This window comes from Gordonia sp. NB41Y (assembly GCF_030718915.1).
Lineage (GTDB): Bacteria > Actinomycetota > Actinomycetes > Mycobacteriales > Mycobacteriaceae > Gordonia > Gordonia desulfuricans.
The window spans coordinates 183,216-206,604 of sequence record NZ_CP132196.1 but is presented as its reverse complement, the minus strand read 5'-3'; the positions used below and the strand labels follow the sequence as shown (position 1 = coordinate 206,604).

Genomic DNA, 23,389 nt, shown 5'->3' with positions numbered 1-23,389 from the left:
ACTCTGAACATCATGCCCACCACCGCATCGACCACCCGGGACTACGACACGACATTCATCACCGCGATGTCGCGTCGGGTACTGATCGGCGACGGGGCGATGGGCACGATGCTTCAGGCCGCCGATCTCACCCTGGATGATTTCGCCGGCCTCGAGGGATGCAACGAGATCCTCAACGACACCCGACCGGATGTCCTGGAGGCGATCCACCGCGCCTATTTCGAGGCCGGGGCCGACGCCGTCGAGACCAACACCTTCGGGTGCAACCTGTCGAACCTCGGCGACTACGACATCGCCGACCGCATCCGTGAGCTGTCCTACAAGGGCACCGCGATCGCCCGGGGTGTGGCCGACGAGATGGGTCCCTCCGCCGACGGCACCGACCGTTATGTGCTCGGGTCGATCGGTCCCGGCACCAAGCTGCCCAGCCTGGGCCACACCACCTACGCCATCATCCGCGACGCCTACTACGAGTGTGTCGCGGGCATGCTCGACGGCGGTGCCGACGCCGTCCTGGTGGAGACCTCCCAGGACCTGCTGCAGGTGAAGGCCGCGGTCGTCGGGGCCCGGCGCGCCATGGGTGACCTCGGCCGGCAGATCCCGATCATCTCGCACGTCACCGTCGAGACCACCGGCACGATGCTGCTCGGTTCCGAGATCGGTGCCGCCCTCGCCGCGATCGAGCCGCTCGGTGTCGACATGATCGGCCTGAACTGCGCCACCGGCCCCGCCGAGATGAGCGAGCACCTGCGCTACCTGTCGCGGCATGCCCGTATCCCGGTGTCGGTGATGCCGAATGCCGGTCTGCCGGTGCTCGGACCGAAGGGTGCGGAGTACCCGCTGCGCCCCGACGAGCTGGCGCAGGCGCTGTCGCAGTTCGTCGGCGAGTTCGGACTGTCCTTCGTCGGCGGGTGCTGTGGCACCACGCCCGAACACATCCGGCAGGTCGCGGCCGCGGTCGCCGAGACCCCGCAGGCCGTCCGCACGCCCGAACACCAGGCGGAGACGTCGTCGCTGTACACCGCGGTCCCGTTCGACCAGGACGCCAGCTTCCTGGTGATCGGGGAGCGGACCAACTCCAACGGCTCCAAGGCGTTCCGTGAGGCGATGATCGCCGCCGACTACCAGAAGTGCCTGGACACCGCGAAGGACCAGACCCGCGACGGTGCACACATGCTCGACCTCAACGTCGACTACGTCGGCCGTGACGGCGCCGCCGACATGACCGCACTGGCGAGCCGCTTCGCGACGTCGTCGACGCTGCCGATCATGCTCGACTCCACCGAACCGGAGGTCATCCGGGCCGGTCTGGAAGCCCTCGGTGGCCGCTGCGCAGTGAACTCGGTCAACTACGAGGACGGCGACGCCCCTGACTCCCGGTTCGCCCGGATCATGCGGCTCGTCGTCGAGCACGGTGCCGCGGTGGTGGCCCTGACCATCGACGAAGAGGGTCAGGCACGTACCGCCGACGACAAGGTGCGGATCGCCGAGCGGCTGATCACCGACATCGTCGACAACTGGGGGCTGGCCGAGGAGGACATCATCATCGATGCCCTCACCTTCCCGATCTCCACGGGTCAGGAGGAGGTGCGCCGCGACGGCATCGAGACCATCGAGGCGATCCGCCGGATCAAGGAGGCACACCCCGAGGTGCACTTCACCCTCGGTGTCTCCAACATCTCGTTCGGCCTGAACCCGGCGGCGCGGCAGGTGCTCAACTCGGTGTTCCTGCACGAGTGCACGAGTGTCGGACTCGACACCGCGATCGTGCACGCGTCGAAGATCCTGCCGATGAACCGCATCCCCGACGAGCAGCGCGAGGTGGCCCTCGACCTGGTCTACAACCGTCGCCGTCTGAGCGGGACCGACGGTCCCGACGACCCGGGCTACGATCCGCTGCAGCGGCTGATGGAGCTGTTCGAGGGCGTCTCGGCGGCTTCGGCACGCGAGTCGCGGGCGCAGGAGCTGGCCAAGCTGCCGCTGTTCGAACGACTCGAACGGCGGATCGTCGACGGTGAGCGCAACGGACTCGAGGCCGACCTCGACGAGGCGATGACCCAGGTACCGCCGCTGCAGATCATCAACGAGACCCTGCTGTCGGGGATGAAGACGGTCGGTGAGCTGTTCGGGTCGGGCCAGATGCAGCTGCCGTTCGTGCTGCAGTCCGCCGAGGTGATGAAGAACGCCGTGGCGCACCTCGAACCGCATATGGAGTCGACCGGCGAGGACGGCAAGGGCCGTATCGTGCTGGCCACCGTCAAGGGCGACGTCCACGACATCGGCAAGAACCTGGTCGACATCATCCTGAGCAACAACGGCTACGAGGTCGTCAACATCGGGATCAAGCAGCCGATCGCGACGATCATCGACGTGGCCGAGGACAAGCGTGCCGACGTGATCGGGATGTCGGGTCTGCTGGTGAAGTCCACCGTGGTGATGAAGGAGAACCTCGAGGAGCTCACCGCGCGAGGTCTCGGCGAGACCTACCCGGTGCTGCTCGGTGGTGCCGCGCTGACCCGCTCCTATGTGGAGAACGACCTCACCGAGGTCTACAGCGGTGACGTGCACTATGCGCGTGACGCCTTCGAGGGGCTGCGTCTGATGGACGACATCATGGCGATCAAGCGAGGGGAGACCCCGGCCGCCGACAGTCCGGAGGCGATCGCGGCTGCCAAGAAGGTCGCCGAACGCAAGGCGCGGCACGAGCGGTCGCAGCGGATCGCGGCCAAGCGCAAGGCCGCCGAGGCGCCGGTCGAGGTGCCGGAACGTTCCGACGTGGCCGCCGACAACGAGGTGCCGACACCGCCGTTCTGGGGTACCCGGATCATCAAGGGCGTCCCCGTCGCCGACTACCTGCAGTTCCTCGACGAGCGTGCATTGTTCCTGGGCCAGTGGGGACTTCGTGGTGCCCGTGGCGGCGAGGGGCCGAGCTACGAGGATCTCGTGGAATCCGAGGGACGGCCGCGGCTGCGGTCGTGGATCGACCGGCTGTCCACCGAGGGCATCCTGCAGCACGCCGCGGTGGTCTACGGCTACTTCCCGGCGGTCAGCGAGGGTGACGTGGTGCACGTGCTCACCGAGCCGAGACCCGATGCACCGGAGCGGTTCTCGTTCGAGTTCCCACGCCAGCAGCGCACCCGGTTCCTGTGCATCGCCGACTTCGTCCGATCCCGCGAATCGGCGATCGAACGCGGTCAGGTCGACGTACTGCCGTTCCAGCTCGTCACGATGGGCAACCCGATCGCCGACTTCGCCAACGAGCTGTTCGCCGCGGACGCCTACCGCGACTACCTCGAGGTGCACGGCATCGGTGTGCAGCTCACCGAGGCGCTCGCCGAGTACTGGCATCAGCGGGTGCGCTCGGAGCTGAAGTTCGCCGACCGCGCGATGGCCGCCGACGACCCGGATACCGCCCAGGGCTTCTTCGATCTCGAATACCGCGGTGCGCGTTACTCCTTCGGCTACGGCGCATGCCCGAACCTGGAGGACCGCGCCAAGATGATCGAGCTCCTCGAACCCGAACGCATCGGCGTGGTGCTGTCGGAGGAGTTGCAGTTGCACCCCGAACAGTCCACCGACGCATTCGTCCTGCACCATCCGGAGGCGAAGTACTTCAACGTCTGAGCCCGACGCCGGGTTGCGGGGATTTCGACTCGGGTCCTCGCCCTTCGGGCTCGGTCCCGGCTCAATCGTCAACTGGGCGTTGGTGGTTGAGCCGATGAGGAGCGTAGCGACGAGGCGTGTCGAAACCTCCGCCGGCCGCGCCCGTCGACGTGACCACCTCTGACACGGTCACCACCCGACGTAGGCTGCGGGGATTTCGACTCGGGTCCTCGCGATGCTCGGTCCCGGCTCGATCATTCACTGGGCGTTGGTGGTTGAGCCGATGAGGAGCGAAGCGACGAGGCGTGTCGAAACCTCGGACTGCCGACGTCGTCGACGTGACCACTTCGGAGGTGGTTGCCTCCCGGCGTAGGCTGCGGGGATTTCGACTCGGGTCCTCGCCATTCGGGATCGGTCGCGACTCAATCATCAACTGGCCGTTGGTGGTTGAGCCGACGAGGAGCGCAGCGACGAGGCGTGTCGAAACCTCCGCCGGCCGACGTCGACGACGTGGCCACCTCTGAGGTGACCGTGACCCGCGCCACCTGACAGCCGCTCGTGGGGGACTCGCAGGAGGTGTCCACAGGGTTCCCAGGTTCGGCGAGCACTGTGGACACCATGACATCCGTGGACCCCATCACCCCCGTGGAAATCACGGCGCCGCCGGATCCGGCGTCGGCTCCCGAATCAGCGCATCCGGTCCCGACACCCGGATGGCCGCGGTGGGCCCGGTGGGCGGTCCTGGGTGCCGTCGTGGTGGTGGGCCTGGTGGTGCGCTGGCAGTTCCGCGACATCGAGACGATGGACTATCAGGCATTTCTGAGCCGCTGGTATCAGACCCTCGACACCCAGGGGTTCGGCGCGTTTCGCGAACGTTTCGCCGACTACAACTACCCGTACCTGTATCTGATCTGGATTCTCACCGCCCTCAATATCCCGCCGCTGATCGGGATCAAGGCGGTGTCGGTGATCTTCGATCTCGTGCTGGCCTTCTTCGCCTATCGGATCGTGGCCTTGCGCACCCCGCGGTTCTCGGTGCGGGCGTTGGCCTTCGGTGTGATGTTCCTGTTGCCGTCGGTGATCGCCAACTCCGCCTGGTGGGGTCAGGCCGACGCCATCTACTCGGCCTTCGCACTGGGCGGAATCTACTTCCTGCTCCGCGCGCAGCGTGAGGGGATCACGCACCGTGCGTATGTCGTCGACTCCGTGTGGGCATGTGTGTTCTTCGGACTGTCGCTGTCGTTCAAACTGCAGGCCGTCTTCGTGATCCCGGTCCTCGCCTGGCTGCTGCTGCGTCGTCGGCTGCCCTGGTACTCGCTGGTGGCGATCCCGGCGGTGTTCGTGCTGCTCGATCTACCCGCGATCATCGCCGGTGCCCCGTGGCGCGAGGCGCTGTCGGTGTACCTCGACCAGACCGGCTCCTACAAGCAGCTCACGCTGGGCGCGGCCAACCTGTACCAGTTGATCCCGATCGCCGGTGACGCCACCTGGCTCGCGCATCTGGGGATCGGACTGGCGGCGGCGGTGATCGTCACCTTCCTGGTGTGGTCGGTGTGGCGCAAACCCCCGGTGACCCCGGCGACGACCCTGGTGGTGGCGACGGCGTCCTCGGTCCTGGTGCCGTTCCTGCTGCCGGCAATGCACGACCGCTACTTCTTCACCGCAGAGGTGCTCAGCGTGGTGCTGGCGTTCTACCTGCCACTGCGGTTCGTGATCATCCCGGTGCTGATCCAGGCCGCCGCGATCGGCGTCTACCACTCATCGCTGAGCGGCGACCAGGGCCAGGGCTTCGGTGGCGGCGGCGGGGGTGGCCGCCCCGACGGCGCTGGACCTGGTGGGGGTGGACCCGGCGGCGGACCGCGTCCGGAGGCATCGGCGGGCGGCAACCCCGGTGGCGGCGGGAACGGCGGTGGTCCCGGGGGTGGCCGACCCGGCGGTGGTCGGACCGATGGCTACACCTCCGGTCGCGGAGACACCGCGTTGGGCGTCTACGCGACGATGATGGGGCTGGCGCTGCTGGGCCTGGTCTACGCCGTCGCCGACACCGTGCAGCGCGCTCGCAGGGCCGTGCGGGTGTGACGGCACGTCTCGGTGGGCCCGCGGAGATGCAGAACGCTCTCCGCGGGCGTGACCGTGCCCACTCGATTGGCCCGGGACCGGGTTCGCGGGCGATGATCGGCGTCGTGACCTTCTCCGGCGCCAACTCTTCCGACTCTCTCCGGCTACCCGCCGCGGTCCTGTGGGACATGGACGGCACCCTGCTCGACTCCGAACGGCTCTGGGACATCGCCGTCGGCGAGCTGTGCGATCGCAACGGATTCACGATGAGCCCCGAGCTGCGCGAGGCGACGCTGGGCAACTCCATGCACGATGCGCTGACCAAGGTGTTCGACGCCGCCGGGCTCGCCCCCGCCGACCGCGACCATGCGGGTGCCGAGCGATGGCTCCTCGATCGGGTCGCCGAACTGTTCGCCGAGGACCTGCCGTGGCGGCCGGGCGCCCAGGAGGCCCTGGCATTGATCGCCGATGCCGGCGTCCCGATGGCATTGGTCACCAACACGGTTCGGGAACTGACCGACTTCGCCCTCGAGACCCTCGGTCGAGATGTCTTCGCCGCGACGGTCTGCGGCGACGAGGTGAGCACCGCCAAACCGCATCCGGAACCGTATCTGCGGGCCGCTGCACTCCTCGGGGTCGACCCGCGCGACTGCCGTGCCGTCGAGGACTCACCGACCGGCACCATCGCGGCGACCGGCGCCGGATGCGCCACGCTGGTGGTGCCGTCGACCGTCCCGATCCCGCCCGGACCGCTGCGTGAGTTCCGCGAAAGTCTGGTCGGGCTGACCCTCGGGGAGCTCGGTCCGGCGGGCGTGCGAGGATAGATACCCGTGAAAACCTTCGACGCGCTGTTCGCCGAGTTGACCGACAAGGCGGAGAAACGACCGGCCGGCAGCGGTACCGTCGCCGCGCTGGACGCGGGGGTGCATTCCCTCGGCAAGAAGATCATCGAAGAGGCCGGCGAGGTGTGGCTGGCCGCCGAGCACGAGTCGGACGAGTCGCTGGGTGAGGAGATCTCCCAGCTCCTGTACTGGCTCCAGGTGATGATGGTCAAACGGGGACTCTCGCTGGAGGACGTCTACCGCCATCTGTAGGCCGCGCACGCCTGTTCGCGGCGCGTGGCCCTGACCCCGCCCTCCTCATCCCCGCATCTCACATCTCCGGAGAAACCCCATGCTGCGTGTCGCAGTCCCCAACAAGGGCGCGCTGTCGGAATCGGCCGCGTCCATCCTGTCCGAGGCCGGCTACCGTCGCCGGTCCGACTCCAAGGACCTGACCGTCCTGGACAACAACAACGAGGTCGAGTTCTTCTTCCTTCGACCCAAGGACATCGCCATCTACGTCGGATCGGGCACCCTCGATCTGGGTATCACCGGTCGTGACCTGGCCCTCGACTCCGGTGCCCCGGTCGAGGAGGAACTGTCGATGGGCTTCGGTTCGTCGACCTTCCGCTACGCCGCCCCCGCCGATCAGACCTGGACCGTCGACGACCTCGCCGGCAAGCGGATCGCGACGTCGTACCCCAATCTGGTGCGTGCCGATCTCGGTTCCCGGGGTATCACCGCCGACATCATCCGGCTCGACGGGGCGGTGGAGATCTCCATCCAGCTCGGGGTCGCCGACGCGATCGCCGACGTCGTCGGATCCGGGCGCACACTGCGCCAGCATGATCTGGCCGCCTTCGGCCACACCCTGTGCGACTCCGAGGCGGTGCTGATCAGCCGGACCGGGGTGGAGCCCGCCAAGCACGCCCGGCAGTTCATCAAGCGGATCCAGGGTGTGGTCTTCGGTCAGCAGTACGTGATGATCGACTACGACTGCCCCCGCACCATCCTGGAGCAGGCCAGCGCGCTCACCCCCGGCCTGGAGTCGCCCACCGTGGCGCCGATGGCCGACCCGGAGTGGGTCGCGGTCCGGGCGATGGTCCCGCGCAAGAACCACCAGCAGCTCATGGACGACCTGTCCGAGCTCGGTGCCCGCGCCATCCTGGCCTCCGACATCCGTTCCTGCCGCTTCTGAGGCATGTGGCCCGGCCCGCGTCGGCGGACCGGGCCACGCTGCTCAGCGTCGATCCAGCAGGGCCGTCTGGGCCGAGCGGCCGATGAATCCGTCGACGTCGTAGAGGTCGGCGAACGACGCACCGAATCCGTCGCGGCCGGCCGCCATCTCGGCGTCGATCCCCAGCCATCGGCCCCGGGGAACCGCGCTCAGGTGGACGGTGGTGTCGGTGTTCATCCACGACCACTGTGCGGAATCCAGTCGCGTCCCGACGCCGTTGGCGACGTCGACGACGGTCATCAGGGATTCGAGATCGCTGATCTGCTCGCCGTCGACGAGCCCGACCGCCGGGCGCAACCACACCGCCGGGGTCTTCCCGGTGCGGCCCGGCAACACCGCGCAGTGCACTGCGCCGATGAATCCTTCTGTGCCCCAATCGACTCCGAGTGACGGGTCGGCGGTGACGCCGCGCCGGATGTCGAGGTCGTCGGGGAGCGGATGCAGTGGCGGCCGGGGCTGGACGGTGATGTCGGCGGTGTCGTCGGCACGCATCAGCCATGCCGAGGCGCGGGCGGCGACGCGGAATGTCCCGTCCGGCCGGCGGACCTCGAGCTCGGCGGCGAGCATGCTGATGCGGCGTCCGGGACGCGCCACCCAGGCCCGCACCCGGTTGACGTCGAGTCCCACCGCGCCGATCAGGTCGACGGTGACGCGGGTGAAGCGCCGGCCCGGGTCGGCAGCCGCGCGTTCGAGTGCCCGCATGAGCAGGCCGGTCGGGGGACCGCCGTGCTGGATGTCGGTCGACCAGGGACTCACTGTTGCCGCCGTCGGCCGGAAGTACTCGAAATCGGGGTCCGAATCCCCGGTGCCGGACTCGTCGGAAAAGTCCGGAACCGGCAGGTAGAAGGCGTTGTCCACGCGGGTGAGCCTATGTCACCAGGTTTCGGGACACCGCCACGGGTGGCTGTCCGTCGATCGGACTCAAAGTGTTCAGCCGATTGGATGAACTGGTTGATCATGAACTGAATTCATCAAAGTGATCTACGACGATGAATCTCGTTCAGCACCGGGTATGCCCACGTCGAGATCCACAAGACGTCCCGCTGTGGTGAACCCGCGGTGCGCCCGCGGTGAACGATGGGGGACTCCCGATGAACCGGATTCGCAAGACACTCGGCACCACCGCCGTCGGATGCGCACTGTGCCTCGGTGCAGTGGTCCCGATGGCCTTGTCGTCGACACCCGCCCTCGCCGCAGGCCTGTCCACCCAGACCGCCGACGAACTCGGGTCGGCCGGGGTCTTCCGGCCGACCGAGGCGTACGTCGCAACGGCGGGGGCCCGCAGTGACTGGTTGCGCAGTGTGGTGCCCGGCCTGCCCGACGACGCGATCGTGGTGGTCACCCCGGGCACCGACGACGGCACCCTCTATCAGCGAATCCAGGTGTTGCGCACCAACGATCGGCCTGTCTACATCATCGACTACCCCGAGTCCCTCGGCCCGGTGGTGTCGGGGCGCACCGGACTGGTGTTGCCGTTCACCGCACCCACCTACGACGAGTCCCGCGACATCGCCGTCGCCAAGAACCTGCAGGCGATGTCGGCGTTCGGTGCGGACCCCGGTGCACCGTCGGTCGTCTACAGCGGTTACTCGCAGGGTGCCGAAGCGGTGGGCAACGCCGCCGAACAGGCGGTCGCCACCGGGGGGATCGACACGCAGCGCTCGACGATCCTGCTCGTCTCCGATCCCCGGAGCCCCTGGGGGCTCAAGAACTTCGCCGCCGAGAACCCCCTGGTCGGTTCGCTGTTCGAGCTGCTCGGGGCGGAGTCGAACGGCGCCCGCGATCCCGGTGCCACCGGGGACGATCTCGACGTCGTGTCGGTCATCATCGTCGGCGACCCGGCGTCGGACTTCCAGTGGGTCTGGTACCGGCCGGTGAGTTCGCTGGTCGTCGACCTCGCCGGATTCCTCACCATCCACGCCGGCGGTGGCTCGGAGAACTACGCCACCGTCGAACAGCTCGGAGAACCCACCGAACTGCACAGCACCGACGGCAACACCACCTACCTCGTCTACCACACAGCCCACCACCCGTTGACGCTGCTGACCCAGATGATCCTCACCGGCATCGGGATCACCCCGAGCGAGGCCGACCTCGAACGCTGGGACAAGGCCAACAACGCCTTCTACCCGCTGCAGGAGCCGACCCCGGCGAATGCCGGGGTGGCGGTCGACAGCGGTCCCCGCGACGCCGCCTCACCTGCCGTGGCACGCTCGGCATCCGCACCGACCGGTTCCGGCGCCGACGATCCGGGGCTCGGGTCGCCGGCGATCACCGACACGGCGACCACGGCCGCCGGCGTCACCGGGGGTCAGGCGCCCGAGGTCTCCGGGGGTCGCCATCAGGTGACCGTCGGACAGCAGCCGACGGTGTCGGTGCCGGCGTCGGAAACCGCGGGCTCCGACCCCGGTACCGGGCGCCACCACATCACCGGCAGCGGCCGTCATGCCGCCCCGGAGCCGACCGGCCAGACGGCCTCAACGGATTCCGGATCGGACCCGGAGGCATCGGGTCACACTCAGGGCGCGCCCACCGCCCACGGTTCGGGCGGCGGCGGTGCCGCGTCGGACACCGCCACCCCGACCACTGCGACCGAGGGCACCGATGGTGCCGGTGTGGGTGGCGACGGTGTGAGTGGTGACGACACCGACGCCGAGGGGCAGGGCAGCGAAGGACCCGGCGGTGCGGGCACCGGCAGTGCGGACGCAGGTGGTGACGGCACCGGTGGTGACGTGACCGAACAGCCGGCCGCCTGACGCGGGTCGACTGGGCACCCGATCTCGTCGACTGGGCGCCCGATCGTATCGACCGGGCGCTCGATCACATCGAGTGGGCGCCCGATCGCATCGAGTGGGCACTCGATCACATCGACCGGGCACACCGCCGGGTTCGGCGGGAGTGGGTCACAGCGTGAAACCCGGTGGAGGGCCCGGATATTCGGGGATCTCGCCGCCGAACTCCGGACATCGTGACCGGTGTTCGCATGTGCGGCACATCCAGGATTTCTGCGGCCGGAAGTCGCCGGTGGCCACCGCCTGGCGGATCGCCTGCCAGATCGCGGCGAGGGTGCGGCCGAAGCGTTCGAGTTCGTCACGGTCGGGCTCGTAGGTGAGCACCTGACCGTCGGACAGGTACATCAGCTGCAGCCGGTGGGGGACGACGCCCCGCAGTCGCAGGATGGCCAGGGCATAGAACTTCATCTGGAACAGGGCCTTGGCCTCGTAGGCCTCACCGGGTGCGCGGCCGGTCTTGTAGTCGACGACGCGGATCTCGCCGGTGGGTGCAATGTCGATGCGGTCGATGAAGCCGCGCATCCGCACGTTCCCGGTCTCCAGCTCCACATGCTCCTCGACCGCGGCGGCGTCGAAGGCGGTGGGATTCTCCATCCCGTAGTAGTTCTCGATCAGTTTGTGGGCCTCGGTGAGGAAGGCCTCGTGGCCGTCGGCGCCGATGACGTCGGCCAGGGACGGGTCGGCCTCACACATCGCCGCCCAGGCGCCCTCGACGAGGAAGTCCGCCGACTCGCGGGTGCGCAACGCGGCAGGCATGTCGAACAGGTTCTCCAACGCGGCGTGGACCACGGTACCGCGGGTCTGTGCCTTGGTCGGCGTCTCCGGGAAGCGATCGATCGCGCGGTACCGGTAGAGCAGCGGGCACTGTTTGAAATCGGCCGCACGAGACGGCGAGAGGGCGAGTGGACGTCCCACCAGACCGCGGGTGCCGCCGGCCGCCGATGCACCGGATTCGGCAGGGGAGTCGGCGGGACCGGTGGACGGGTCGGACCCGGCGGAAACTGCGAACGTCACATTTGGCAGGGTAGGGCGGGGCCCCGACACACCGGGCGCCCGGCGCGCGAAGACACGGAAAACGCCGTAACTCGTGAACCATACGTCACCTCAGCCCCGAGAGGAACACTCTGATGCCGTCGACCGGTCCGTTCGTGATAGGCGATCGCGTACAGCTCACGGACGCCAAGAACCGGAAGTTCACGGTGGTCCTCGAACCCGGTAAGCAGTTCCACACCCACCGCGGGGCGATCTCCCACGACGACCTGATCGGTGCACCCGAGGGCAGCGTCGTGTCGGCCACGAGTGGCACCGAGTACCTGGCGCTGCGTCCGTTGCTCACCGACTACGTGCTGTCGATGCCGCGCGGTGCCCAGGTCATCTATCCGAAGGACTCTGCCCAGATCGTGACCGAGGGAGACATCTTCCCCGGCGCGCGGGTCCTCGAGGCCGGTGCCGGATCGGGTGCGCTCACCTGCTCACTGCTGCGCGCGGTCGGCACATCGGGCTCGGTGCTGTCCTATGAGATCCGCGACGACCATGCCGAGCACGCGCAGCGCAACGTCGAGACCTTCTTCGGCGGCGCCCCCGACAACTGGCGTCTGGTGGTCGACGATCTCGCCAACATCGGCACCGAGGAACGCTTCGACCGCATCATCCTCGACATGCTCGCGCCGTGGGAGCCGCTCGAGGTGGTCCGGACGATCCTGCAGCCCGGAGGTGTGCTGATCGTCTATGTGGCAACTGTCACGCAGCTGTCGCGGGTCATGGAGGCGATGCGCGACCAGGGCTGCTGGACCGAACCCCGCGCCTGGGAATCGATGGTGCGTGAGTGGAGCGCGGTGGGCCTCGCGGTGCGCCCCGAGCACAGAATGCAAGGCCACACGGCCTTTCTGATCACCGCGCGCCGACTCGCCGACGGCACCGTCACACTGCGCCCGCAGCGGCGTCCCACGAAGGGCTGAGGAGGGGCTGACCAGCCGCTCGACACGACGCCGAAACATCGCGCATACGTTGCGAAGACGCAGATTTAACGCATCCTCAACATCCGTCCTTGCGCGGTACTCGGCCATTCGGCCGTCTGCCCGGTAGCGTGGAGTCACGGCGCAACACTCCGTTGGGAGTGGTTGCCGGGGAGAGGAGTCAGCAATGACCGAATCTGATCGCCACGACGCTTCGACACCGAATTCGGGCGAGGCCCCGAACACGTCCGAGGACGCGTTCACCCCCGCCTACACACCGCCGCTGGCGCGTGCGGAGCAGACGTCGTATGGCCGGCCGGCCGACCCCAAGGATCTCCAGGAGCGGGTCGACAACCTGACGGCACGGAACGCCAAATTGCTCGACACCCTCAAAGAGGCCCGTCAGCAGCTCGTGGCGTTGCGTGAGGAGGTCGATCGACTCGGGCAGCCACCCAGCGGGTACGGCGTACTCCTCGAGGTGTACCCGGACCAGACGGTCGACGTGTTCACCTCCGGACGCAAGATGCGGCTGACCTGCTCACCCAACATCGACGTCGACACCCTGCACCGCGGTCAGACGCTGCGGCTGAACGAGGCCCTGACCGTCGTCGAGGCCTGCGAGTTCGACACCGTCGGTGAGATCAGCACACTGCGCGAGGTGCTCGGCGACGGGCAGCGTGCACTCGTGGTCGGCCACGCCGACGAGGAGCGCGTGGTGTGGCTGGCCGAACCGCTGCTCGGCGACTTCGACACCGAGGACGGACATCGTCGCAAGCTGCGCCCCGGCGACTCGCTGCTGATCGACACCAAGGCCGGATTCGCCTTCGAGCGGGTGCCCAAGGCCGAGGTCGAGGACCTCGTGCTCGAGGACGTGCCGGATGTCGGCTACGAGGACATCGGTGGTCTCGGCCGGCAGATCGAGCAGATCCGCGATGCCGTGGAACTGCCGTTCCTGCACAAGGATCTGTTCCGCGACTATGCGCTGCGCCCGCCGAAAGGTGTCCTGCTCTACGGGCCGCCCGGTTGCGGTAAGACACTCATCGCCAAGGCCGTCGCCAACTCGCTGGCCAAGAAGATCGCCCAGGCCCGCGGCGACGACGCCAAGGAGGCGAAGTCGTACTTCCTGAACATCAAGGGTCCGGAGCTGCTCAACAAGTTCGTCGGTGAGACCGAGCGGCACATCCGCCTGATCTTCCAGCGGGCCCGCGAGAAGGCGTCCGAGGGCACCCCGGTGATCGTGTTCTTCGACGAGATGGACTCGATCTTCCGCACCCGCGGCTCCGGTGTGTCCTCCGACGTGGAGACCACCGTGGTCCCGCAGCTGCTCAGCGAGATCGACGGTGTCGAGGGTCTCGAGAACGTGATCGTGATCGGTGCCTCCAACCGCGAGGACATGATCGATCCCGCGATCCTGCGGCCCGGCCGCCTGGACGTGAAGATCAAGATCGAGCGTCCCGACGCCGAGTCGGCGATCGACATCTTCTCCAAATACCTCACCGTGGAACTGCCGGTGCACGCCGACGATCTCGCCGAGTTCGGCGGCGATCGCACGGCCTGCGTCAACGCGATGATCGAGAAGGTCGTCGAGCGGATGTACGCCGAGAGCGAGGACAACCGGTTCCTCGAGGTGACCTACGCCAACGGCGACAAAGAGATCATGTACTTCAAGGACTTCAACTCCGGTGCGATGATCCAGAACGTCGTCGACCGCGCGAAGAAGTACGCGATCAAGTCGCAGCTGGACACCGGTGCGCCGGGTCTGCGGGTGCAGCACCTGTTCGACTCGATCCTCGACGAGTTCGCCGAGAACGAGGATCTGCCGAACACCACCAATCCCGACGACTGGGCACGGATCTCGGGCAAGAAGGGCGAGCGGATCGTCTACATCCGGACGCTGGTCACCGGCAAGAGCTCGGGTGCGAGCCGTGCGATCGACACCGAGACCAACACCGGTCAGTACCTGTAGTCGGCTGACCGGCTGACGACCACGGGACGTGGTCGCCTGCGACACACTAGAGTCTCTCGGTGATGAACAGCAGCGTCTCGATGGTCCGGGGCCGAGTCACCGTCGGCGGGGTGACTCACTCTTTGGGTGGGTCACCCCGCGTCGCGGTGGGGCGCACGCCGGACAACGATCTCGTCGTCAACCATCCGCTGATCTCACGCAGACATCTGCTGATCGAGTGGCGGGGCTCGGGCTGGTGGGTCGTCGACGCCGGCAGCACCAACGGATTCTTCGTCGGTGGCAATCGGGTCGGCGAGTACCCCCTGAACGGGTCCATGACCTTCCGGATGGGAGATCCCGCCACCGGGCCGATCGTCGAGGTGGTGCTCGACGCTCCCGGCGGGCCCGGACCGGCCGGTCGGCCACCGGCGTCGGGTGCCTTCCCCGGCCAGGGCCCGGCACCGGCCTCCGGGCCCCTGCCCGGCTCCGGCCCGAACCGCCCGCCGGGCCCTGCGCCCGCACCCGGGTCGGGTCCGCTGCGACCGCCCATGCGGGTACCCGCCCCCGGCACCTATCAGCCCGGTTCGGCCCAACCCGGCCAGATCGGAGAGATGCCGCCGGAGCTACAGGACGCGCCACATCTGCAGGCCCTCAAGCAGAACGTGTCGGCGATCTATCAGCTGCCCGGCCGTGGCGCGGCACCCCGTCGGGAGACCATCTCGCTGACCGGCGTTCAGACCATCGGGCGCACCCCCGACAACGACATCGTCGTCAGCGACGTGCTCGCCTCCCGCCGGCACGCCCGGGTGCTCACCCAGGCCGACGGCCTCTACATCGAGGATCTCGGCAGCGTCAACGGCACCTACGTCAACGGACACCGGGTGCAGCGCACCCGCCTGACCGACGGCAACGTCGTCACCATCGGCAACAGCGACTTCGTCGTCTCCGGCGGTTCGCTCATGCGTGGCCAGGCCCAGGACGTGGTGGCCGGCGGCCTGCAGGTGCACGGCGTCAGTCTCGTCGTCGACGGCGGTAAACAACTGCTGCAGAACGTCGAGTTCAACGCCGGTCCGGGCACACTCACCGCGGTGATCGGGCCCTCCGGCGCAGGCAAGTCGACGGTGTCGAAGATCGTCGCCGGGCTCAACTCGCCGACCAGCGGGCAGGTGACCTTCGAGAACCGCAGCGTCCACGACGAGTACGACGCGCTGCGCACCCGCATCGGGATGGTCCCGCAGAAGGACGTCCTGCACCACAAGCTGACCCTGCGGCAGGCCCTGCGTTATGCCGCCGAACTGCGGCTGCCGCCGGATCTGTCGAAGTCCGACCGCGACAACGTGATCAACGGCGTACTCGCCGAACTGCAACTGACCGAGCATGTCGACACCCGGGTCGAGAAGCTCTCCGGCGGCCAGCAGAAGCGCGCGTCGGTGGCGATGGAGTTGCTCACCGGCCCGTCGCTGCTGATCCTCGACGAGCCGACGTCGGGTCTCGACCCGGCGCTCGACCGTCAGGTCATGTCGACCCTGCGGCGCCTGGCCGATGCCGGCCGTGTGGTGCTCGTGGTCACCCACTCGCTCACCTATCTGTCGATGTGCGATCAGGTGCTGCTGCTCGCGCCGGGCGGCAAGACCGCCTACTGCGGCTCCCCGGATCAGGTCGGGGCGGCGATGGGCACCTCCGACTGGGCGGAGATCTTCTCGTTCGTCGCCGACCAGCCCGACACCGCGCACATGCGCTATCTGCATGGCCGGCGCGCGCCGACGCCACCCCCGCCGCCACGACCACCGGGCCCGCCGATCCCGGTGCCCCAGACCAGCTTCGGCAGGCAGTCGAGCACCATCGCCCGACGCCAGGTGCGCCTGATCTTCGCCGACCTCGGCTATCTGGTGTTCCTGGTGCTGCTGCCGGTGGTGCTCGGTCTGCTCACCCTGGTGATCCCCGGCTCGACCGGTTTCGGGAAGGCACTCGCACCGCCCGGTTCACCGCCGGGCACCCCGCCCAAGGACGGCGCCGAGGCCATCCAGGTGCTCGTGGTGCTGGTGGTCGGTGCGGCCTTCATGGGCGCCGCCCTGACCGTGCGCGACCTGGTGGGCGAGCGCGACATCTTCGAGCGCGAGCGTGCCGTCGGGCTACGGCCCGGCGCCTACCTGTGGGCCAAGGTCGTGGTGTTCTTCATCGCCGCGATCGCCCAGAGTGCGGTGATGGTGGCGATCACCTTCGCCGGACGCGGCCTGCCGGAGATGGGCGGGCCCGGGTTGCCGCCGGCCGCCGCGTTGTTCGTCGCGGTCGCCGCGCTGGCCTGTGTGTCGACCCTGGTGGGTCTGGCGATCTCGGCGGCGGTCAAGTCCAACGAACAGGTGATGCCGCCGCTGGTCATCGTCGTGATGGTGCAGCTGGTGTTCTGCGGAGGTCTGTTCAAGCTCGACGGTCCCGGTCTGCAACAGCTGTCCTGGATCTTCCCGTCGTTCTGGGGTTATGTCGGTGCCGCCGGGGCGGTGGATCTCGACCAGATCAACCCGGCCGCACCCCAGCGCATCTCGCTGTGGGAGACGTCGTGGGCCCATTCCGCCCTCGCCTACGGTGTGCTGCTGCTGATGGCGGTGTTGCTGTACGTGTTCACCTACTCGCGGTTGCGCCTGAAGAAGCGCTGACCCGTACCGGGACACCACACGATCGACGATGCCCCGTCACCTTCTCGGTGGCGGGGCATCGTCGGTCTCGGCGGTCGGTGCGGGCGACTGCCTACGGGGCCGCCGGGTAGGCCACCAGGCCCAGCTCGGCGTCGTCGGCGAGGAGGCTGTGGCTCGGCAGCACCCGCGCGGTGTAGCCGACCACCCCCGACTTGTACGGGTGTACCACCGTGGCGTAGCGGGTCCGGCCGGCGGCGTCGGCGCCGCCCACCGGCGACATCGTGGTCAGGATCGGGTGGCTGATCTCACCGGCGTCGTCGACCCGCCCGAGCACCGCCTGCACCGTCACGTCGTCGGGGGAGAGGTCACCGAGGGCGACCTGCGCGGTGAGCTGTAGGGCCTCGGCTCCGGACTCGGAGTCCTCGTCGATACCTGCGATGGCCACCGCGGGCCAGGCCGCGGTCAGCCGGGCACGGTAGGCGGCGAGGTCCCGGGCGCCGGCGAAGTCGTCGGCGACCGCGGCGGTGTAGGAGAGTGCGGCCGGCGCGTACAGCTCGTCGGTGTAGTCGCGCACCATCCGCGATGCGAGCACCTTGGGGCCCAGGACGCTCAGCGTGTGCCGCACCATCGCGACCCAGCGTTCGGGAAGTCCGGTGTCGTCACGACCGTAGAACAGCGGGATCACCGAGTTCTCCAGCAACGAGTACAGCGCCTCGGCCTCGAGGTCGTCACGACGATGCTCGTCGGTGACCCCCTCGGCGGACGGGATCGCCCAACCGTTGTCGCCGTCGGCCATCTCGTCCCACCAGCCGTCGAGGATCGACAGGTTCAGGCCGCCGTTGAGCGCCGACTTCATCCCCGAGGTGCCGCATGCCTCCATCGGACGCACCGGATTGTTCAGCCACACATCACATCCGGCGTAGATGTGACGGGCCATCGAGATGTCGTAGTCGGGCAGGAAGACGATGCGGTTGCGCAACGCCGGGTCCTCGGTGAACCGCACCACCTGCTGGATCAGGGCCTTGCCGCCGTCGTCGGCGGGATGGGCCTTGCCGGCGACGACGAGCTGGATCGGCCGCTCCGGGTCGGTGAGCAGACGACGCAACCGGTCCGGGTCGCGCAGCATCAGGGTCAGACGCTTGTAGGTGGCGGCCCGCCGGGCGAATCCGATGGTCAGCACACCCGGATCGAAAAGGTCTGCGGTCCAGCCCAGTTCGACCTCACTGAAGCCGCGTTCGCGTCCGCTGGCGTGGGCGCGACGCCGCACCTCGTCGACGAGCTGTGCCCGCAGTTGCTGGCGGGTCTTCCACAGATCACCGTCGGGCAGCTCCGCATAGGCCGCCCCGGCGGAGTCCTCGTCGTGGCCGACCAGTTCGCGCCACGGGCGCGCCACCCAGGTGAAGCCGTGCACACCGTTGGTGACCGATCCGATCGGCACCTCGTCGGCGTCGAATCCGGGCCACAGGCCGGCGAACATCTCGCGGCTGACCGCACCGTGCAGCTGCGACACCCCGTTGGAGCGCTGGCCGAGGCGGAAACCCATGTGCGCCATGTTGAACACGCCGGGATCACCCTCCGAGCCGAGCTCGAGGATGGTGCCCGCGGGCAACCCGGGCAGCAGTCGGGACGATCCGGTGTCGTCGGCGTCGAGGTAGTAGGAGACCAGGTCCTTGGGGAAACGGTCGATCCCGGCCGGGACCGGGGTGTGGGTGGTGAAGACGTTCGACGCCCGCACCACCGACTCGGCGGAGTCGAGGTCGAGGCCGGAGACGACGAGCTCACGGACGCGCTCGGCGCCCAGGAAGCCGGCGTGACCCTCGTTCATGTGGAAGACCGTCGGTTCGGCGGCGCCGGTGATCCGCACATACTCACGCAACGCCCGTACGCCACCGATGCCCAGCAGGATCTCCTGCTTGATCCGGTGATCCTGGTCGCCGCCGTAGAGACGGTCGGTCACCAGGCGCAGCTCGTCGTCGTTGGCCGGGATGTCGGAGTCGAGCAGCAACAACGGGATCCGGCCGACGGTCGCCACCCAGATCTGGGCGTGCAGCACGCGGCCGCCGGGGATCGAGATGGTCACCGTCACCGGACGGTCGTCGGCGTCGGTGAGCAGGCTCAGCGGCAGCAGGCCCGGATCGTTGACCGGATAGCGCTCGAGCTGCCAGCCGTCGTGTGACAGGCTCTGCCGGAAGTATCCGGAGCGGTAGAACAAGCCCACACCGATCAGCGGCAGACCGAGGTCCGACGCCGCCTTCAGGTGGTCGCCGGCCAGGATGCCGAGACCGCCGGAGTAGATCGGCAGGACCTCGGTGATCCCGAACTCCATGGAGAAGTAGGCGATGCCCTGCGGCATCGCGCGGCCCGCCGCGGCCTCCTTGCCGAACCACTGCGGCGCCGATCGGTAGGTGTCGAGTTCGGTGCGCAGATCACGCAGCCGGGTGAGGAACTCCTCGTCCTCGGCGAGTTCGTTCAGGCGCGCCGAATCGATCTCGGCGAGCAGTCGGACCGGATCGCCGGACGCGGCCCACAGGGCCGGATCGATCGTCGCGAACAGATCCTGGGTGGCCGTGTGCCACACCCAGCGGAGGTTGTGGGCGAGGACGGCGAGGTCGACCAGCGGCGTGGGCAGGGGAACTCGGACCGTGAACCGGCGGAATGCTTTCACAGCTGCCAACGCTACCCAGGACGACGCCGCCCTGCGACCGATGCGATGGTGGTGCGTGAGCCGTTCACGAGCTGGACATCTAGGCTCGATCACATGCAGCGAATCATCGGTACCGAGGTGGAGTACGGGATCTCCGCACCCGGCGACCCGACCGCGAATCCGATCATGACGTCCACGCAGGCCGTCCTGGCCTATGCCGCGGCCGCGGGGGTGCCCCGGGCCAAGCGCACACGCTGGGACTACGAGGTCGAGTCGCCACTGCGCGACGCCCGCGGATTCGACCTCGGACGCGGTGGCGGCCCCGCCCCGATCATCGACGCCGACGAGATCGGTGCGGCCAACATGATCCTCACCAACGGGGCGCGGCTCTACGTCGACCACGCGCACCCGGAGTACTCCGCACCCGAGGTCACCGACCCGCTCGACGCGGTGCTGTGGGACAAGGCCGGGGAACGGGTGATGGAGGCCGCCGCCCGGCATGTCGCCAGTGTGCCCGGTGCGCCGCGACTCCAGCTGTACAAGAACAACATCGACGGCAAGGGCGCGTCCTACGGCACCCACGAGAACTATCTGATGAGCCGGGACACGCCGTTCACCGCGGTGATCAACGGGCTCACCACCTTCTTCGCCTCCCGGCAGGTGATCTGCGGATCCGGCCGGGTCGGGATCGGTCAGTCCGGCGACGAGGCCGGCTACCAGCTGTCCCAGCGCGCCGACTACATCGAGGTGGAGGTGGGCCTGGAGACCACGCTCAAGCGCGGCATCATCAACACCCGCGACGAGCCGCACGCCGACCCGGAGCGCTACCGCAGGCTGCACGTGATCATCGGCGACGCCAACCTCGCCGAGACCGCCACCTATCTCAAGGTGGGTACCACCGCACTGGTCCTCGACCTGATCGAGGCCGGTGTGGACTTCTCCGATCTCGAGCTGGCCCGCCCGGTGCAGGCCGTGCACACCATCAGCCACGACCCGTCGCTGCAGGCGACGGTCGCGCTGACCAGCGGCCGCGAGCTGACCGGTCTGGCACTGCAGCGCGAGTACCTCGATCGGTGTACCACCTTCCACGAGCGGGAGAACTCCGACGACGAGCGGGTCATCGACGTGCTGCACACGTGGGCCGACGTGCTCGACAAGCTCGAGCGCGACCCGATGGAATGCGCCGACATCCTCGACTGGCCGGCCAAGCTCCGGATCATGGAGGGTTTCCGGCAGCGCGAGGGGCTCGGCTGGTCGGCACCACGGCTGCAGCTGATCGACCTGCAGTACTCCGACGTGCGCCTGGACAAGGGACTCTACAACCGCCTCGTCGCCCGCGGCTCGATGAAGCGGCTCACCCACGAGGCCGACGTGATGCGGGCGATCACCGAGCCCCCGACCAACACCCGCGCGTACTTCCGTGGCGAGTGTCTGCGCCGGTTCGGTGCCGATGTCGCCGCGGCCAGCTGGGACTCGGTGATCTTCGACCTCGGCGGCGACTCGCTGGTCCGCATCCCGACCCTGGAACCGTTGCGCGGCAGCCGCGCCCACGTCGGGAAGCTGCTCGACTCGGTGGATTCGGCCGCCGAGCTCGTCGACCAGCTGACCAACTGATCACCGCCGAAAGGTCATTCGGACTTCTCCTCGTGTTCTGCCCGACCTGAACCCACTCGCGCCGGTAGTGTGGACCTACCGGCGGGAGTCGGGATGCAAGACCGGCAACGTGTTTGCACCGCGCGGCGGCCGCCGGGCCGCCGCCGAGAGAAGGGGCCAGGCAGATGGCGCAGGAACAGACCAAGCGTGGTGGCGGCGACGACGACGGCGACCTCGGCCCCGACGGCGGCGCGGGCCAGGAACGCCGCGAGAAGCTCGCCGAGGACACCGATGATCTGCTCGACGAGATCGACGACGTGCTCGAGGAGAACGCCGAGGACTTCGTCCGCGCCTACGTGCAGAAGGGCGGCCAGTGAGCGACAGGTTCGGTTCACTGCCCGGTAGTCCCACCCATCGACCCGCACCGAGCCTCGGCGCAGACATCTCCTCGTTCACCGACTACATCCGGGCGCATGCGCCCGAGCAGCTCCCGTCTGCCCGGGCCGACCGGATGGCCGCGATGACCGGCGCCGATGCCTCCGAGATCCCGCACGGCACCACGATCGTCGCGATCAGCTTCCCCGGCGGGGTGATCCTCGCCGGGGACCGGCGGGCCACCATGGGCAATCTGATCGCCACCCGCGACGTGCAGAAGGTGTACATCACCGACGAGTTCTCGGCCGCCGGCATCGCCGGCACCGCCGGGATCGCGATCGAGATGGTGCGCCTGTTCACCGTCGAACTCGAGCACTACGAGAAGATCGAGGGCGTCCCGCTCACGCTGGACGGAAAGGTCAGCCGCCTGGCATCGATGGTGCGCGGCAACCTGGCCGCCGCCATGCAGGGCCTCGCGGCGATCCCGCTGCTCGTCGGATACGACATCGACCACGACGACCCGTCCGAACGCGGCCGGATCTTCTCCTTCGACGTCGCCGGTGACCGGCACGAGGAGGTCGGCGGGTACACCGCGATCGGTTCCGGTTCGGTGTTCGCCAAGTCGTCGATGAAGAAGCTCTTCCGCTCCGACCTCGACGAGGCCGGGGCGCTCGCGGTGGCCGTCGAGGCGTTGTACGACGCCGCCGACGACGACACCGCCACCGGTGGACCCGACATCGTCCGCAAGATCTTCCCGACCGCGGTGGTCGTGGGTGCCGACGGTGCCCGGGAGGTCGACCCGTCCGACATCGAGTCCGCGGCCCGCGCGATCGCCGACCGCCGCGCCGCCGAGCACGAAGGAGATGTGCGGTGACGTTCCCGTACTACGCCAGCGCCGAGCAGATCATGCGCGATCGCTCGGAGCTGGCCCGCAAGGGAATCGCGCGGGGCCGCAGCGTCGTGATCCTGACCTACGCCGACGGTGTGCTGTTCGTCGCGGAGAATCCCTCCAACACCCTGCGCAAGACCAGCGAGATCTACGACCGCATCGGGTTCGCCGCGGTCGGCAAGTACAACGAGTTCGAGAGTCTGCGCAAGGCCGGCATCCAGCTCGCCGACCTGCGGGGTTACAGCTACGACCGCAACGACGTGTCGGCGTTGTCGCTGGCCAACACCTACGCCAACGCCCTCGGTTCGGTGTTCACCGAGCAGGCCAAGCCGTACGAGGTCGAGTTGTGTGTGGCCGAGGTGTCACGTCCGGGTAAGCCCCGGCCGTCCCAGCTGTACCGGATCTCCTACGACGGTTCGATCGCCGACGAGACCCGGTTCCTGGTGATGGGTGGTGCCACGGAGTCGATCGCGGCGGCATTGCGGGAGTCCTATCAGCCCGATCTGCCGTTGGCGCAGGCCCTCGGTATCGCCGTCGCGGCGCTGTCCACACCCGCCGACACCGGCAGTTCCGGACAGGCCGCGGCACCGCGCGAGCTGAGTCCGTCCGATCTCGAGGTCGCCGTCCTGGACCGCCACCGGCCCCGACGCGCGTTCAAGCGCCTGGCGCCGGCGCGGGTCGAGGAACTGCTCCCGGCACCGCCGGCCGATGCCGACGCCGGGGCACCCGATGCCGGGACCGCCGGAACCGTGCCGACCGACGGCGAGGGGAGTGGCGGTGAATCCTGAACTGAACCGGGTCAATCCTGAACTGGCCGGGGCGAATCCGCCGCGCGCCCACCGCC

At 68.5% G+C, this 23,389-nt stretch carries 16 protein-coding genes; 13 read left to right on the top strand and 3 right to left on the bottom strand.

All coding sequences use genetic code 11. From position 1 onward, the window contains the following. Positions 1-12 precede the first annotated feature (12 nt). The 5 genes from metH to hisG all read left to right on the top strand — a co-directional run bounded on the left by metH (position 13) and on the right by hisG (position 7,680). A complete protein-coding gene (gene metH, locus Q9K23_RS00890) occupies positions 13-3,624 on the top strand; it encodes a methionine synthase (protein WP_053776763.1) in 3,612 nt (1,203 codons plus the stop codon). A 597-nt stretch (positions 3,625-4,221) separates the two neighbouring features. Then, positions 4,222-5,682 (top strand): hypothetical protein, encoded by a 1,461-nt coding sequence (locus tag Q9K23_RS00885; RefSeq protein WP_261977788.1) that lies wholly within the window; start codon positions 4,222-4,224, stop codon positions 5,680-5,682. 167 nt (positions 5,683-5,849) lie between these two features. Next, a complete protein-coding gene (locus Q9K23_RS00880; protein ID WP_238403610.1) occupies positions 5,850-6,485 on the top strand; it encodes an HAD family phosphatase in 636 nt (211 codons plus the stop codon). Beyond that, on the top strand, positions 6,486-6,755 hold the full coding sequence (locus Q9K23_RS00875; protein WP_244882472.1) for a phosphoribosyl-ATP diphosphatase: 270 nt from the start codon (positions 6,486-6,488) through the stop codon (positions 6,753-6,755). Positions 6,756-6,834: 79 nt separating this feature from the next. Next, positions 6,835-7,680, top strand: a complete 846-nt coding sequence (gene hisG / locus Q9K23_RS00870; protein ID WP_053776765.1) for an ATP phosphoribosyltransferase — start codon at positions 6,835-6,837, stop codon at positions 7,678-7,680. A 42-nt stretch (positions 7,681-7,722) separates the two neighbouring features. On the opposite strand, the gene Q9K23_RS00865 is transcribed toward hisG, so the two are convergent. Continuing rightward, positions 7,723-8,559: a thioesterase family protein gene (locus Q9K23_RS00865; RefSeq protein WP_053776825.1), complete on the bottom strand. Its 837-nt coding sequence runs from the start codon at positions 8,557-8,559 to the stop codon at positions 7,723-7,725. A 251-nt stretch (positions 8,560-8,810) separates the two neighbouring features. Between Q9K23_RS00865 and Q9K23_RS00860 the strand changes: the two genes are divergently transcribed. Further along, positions 8,811-10,475: a PE-PPE domain-containing protein gene (locus Q9K23_RS00860; RefSeq protein WP_305950343.1), complete on the top strand. Its 1,665-nt coding sequence runs from the start codon at positions 8,811-8,813 to the stop codon at positions 10,473-10,475. A 147-nt stretch (positions 10,476-10,622) separates the two neighbouring features. Here Q9K23_RS00860 and Q9K23_RS00855 read toward each other — a convergent pair whose 3' ends face one another. Beyond that, positions 10,623-11,525, bottom strand: coding sequence for a RecB family exonuclease (locus Q9K23_RS00855; RefSeq protein WP_020789410.1), 903 nt, complete (start codon positions 11,523-11,525; stop codon positions 10,623-10,625). A gap of 113 nt (positions 11,526-11,638) precedes the next feature. Between Q9K23_RS00855 and Q9K23_RS00850 the strand changes: the two genes are divergently transcribed. The 3 genes from Q9K23_RS00850 to Q9K23_RS00840 all read left to right on the top strand — a co-directional run bounded on the left by Q9K23_RS00850 (position 11,639) and on the right by Q9K23_RS00840 (position 17,065). Further along, complete coding sequence (locus tag Q9K23_RS00850; protein ID WP_020789412.1) at positions 11,639-12,469, top strand: tRNA (adenine-N1)-methyltransferase; 831 nt, start codon at positions 11,639-11,641, stop codon at positions 12,467-12,469. A gap of 184 nt (positions 12,470-12,653) precedes the next feature. Continuing rightward, positions 12,654-14,432 carry a proteasome ATPase gene (gene arc / locus Q9K23_RS00845; RefSeq protein WP_020789411.1) on the top strand — a complete coding sequence of 593 codons (1,779 nt, stop codon included), beginning with the start codon at positions 12,654-12,656 and terminating at the stop codon, positions 14,430-14,432. An 80-nt stretch (positions 14,433-14,512) separates the two neighbouring features. Continuing rightward, positions 14,513-17,065 carry an FHA domain-containing protein gene (locus tag Q9K23_RS00840; protein ID WP_053776826.1) on the top strand — a complete coding sequence of 851 codons (2,553 nt, stop codon included), beginning with the start codon at positions 14,513-14,515 and terminating at the stop codon, positions 17,063-17,065. 91 nt (positions 17,066-17,156) lie between these two features. Here Q9K23_RS00840 and glgP read toward each other — a convergent pair whose 3' ends face one another. Beyond that, positions 17,157-19,709 carry an alpha-glucan family phosphorylase gene (gene glgP, locus Q9K23_RS00835; RefSeq protein ID WP_053776766.1) on the bottom strand — a complete coding sequence of 851 codons (2,553 nt, stop codon included), beginning with the start codon at positions 19,707-19,709 and terminating at the stop codon, positions 17,157-17,159. Positions 19,710-19,802: 93 nt separating this feature from the next. Here glgP and dop point away from each other — a divergent pair, with 93 nt between their 5' ends. The 4 genes from dop (at position 19,803) to prcA (ending at position 23,333) form a co-directional block, all read left to right on the top strand. Further along, positions 19,803-21,302, top strand: coding sequence for a depupylase/deamidase Dop (dop, locus tag Q9K23_RS00830; protein ID WP_053776767.1), 1,500 nt, complete (start codon positions 19,803-19,805; stop codon positions 21,300-21,302). Positions 21,303-21,466: 164 nt separating this feature from the next. After that, a complete protein-coding gene (locus tag Q9K23_RS00825; protein WP_020793229.1) occupies positions 21,467-21,658 on the top strand; it encodes a ubiquitin-like protein Pup in 192 nt (63 codons plus the stop codon). After that, positions 21,655-22,530, top strand: a complete 876-nt coding sequence (prcB, locus tag Q9K23_RS00820; RefSeq protein WP_020793228.1) for a proteasome subunit beta — start codon at positions 21,655-21,657, stop codon at positions 22,528-22,530. Before Q9K23_RS00825 ends, prcB begins: the two co-directional genes overlap by 4 nt. Continuing rightward, the gene (gene prcA / locus Q9K23_RS00815; RefSeq protein WP_053776768.1) at positions 22,527-23,333 is read left to right on the top strand and encodes a proteasome subunit alpha; all 807 of its coding nucleotides are present in this window, start codon (positions 22,527-22,529) and stop codon (positions 23,331-23,333) included. The genes prcB and prcA overlap by 4 nt, the downstream gene beginning before the upstream one ends. The last annotated feature ends 56 nt before the right edge of the window (positions 23,334-23,389 follow it).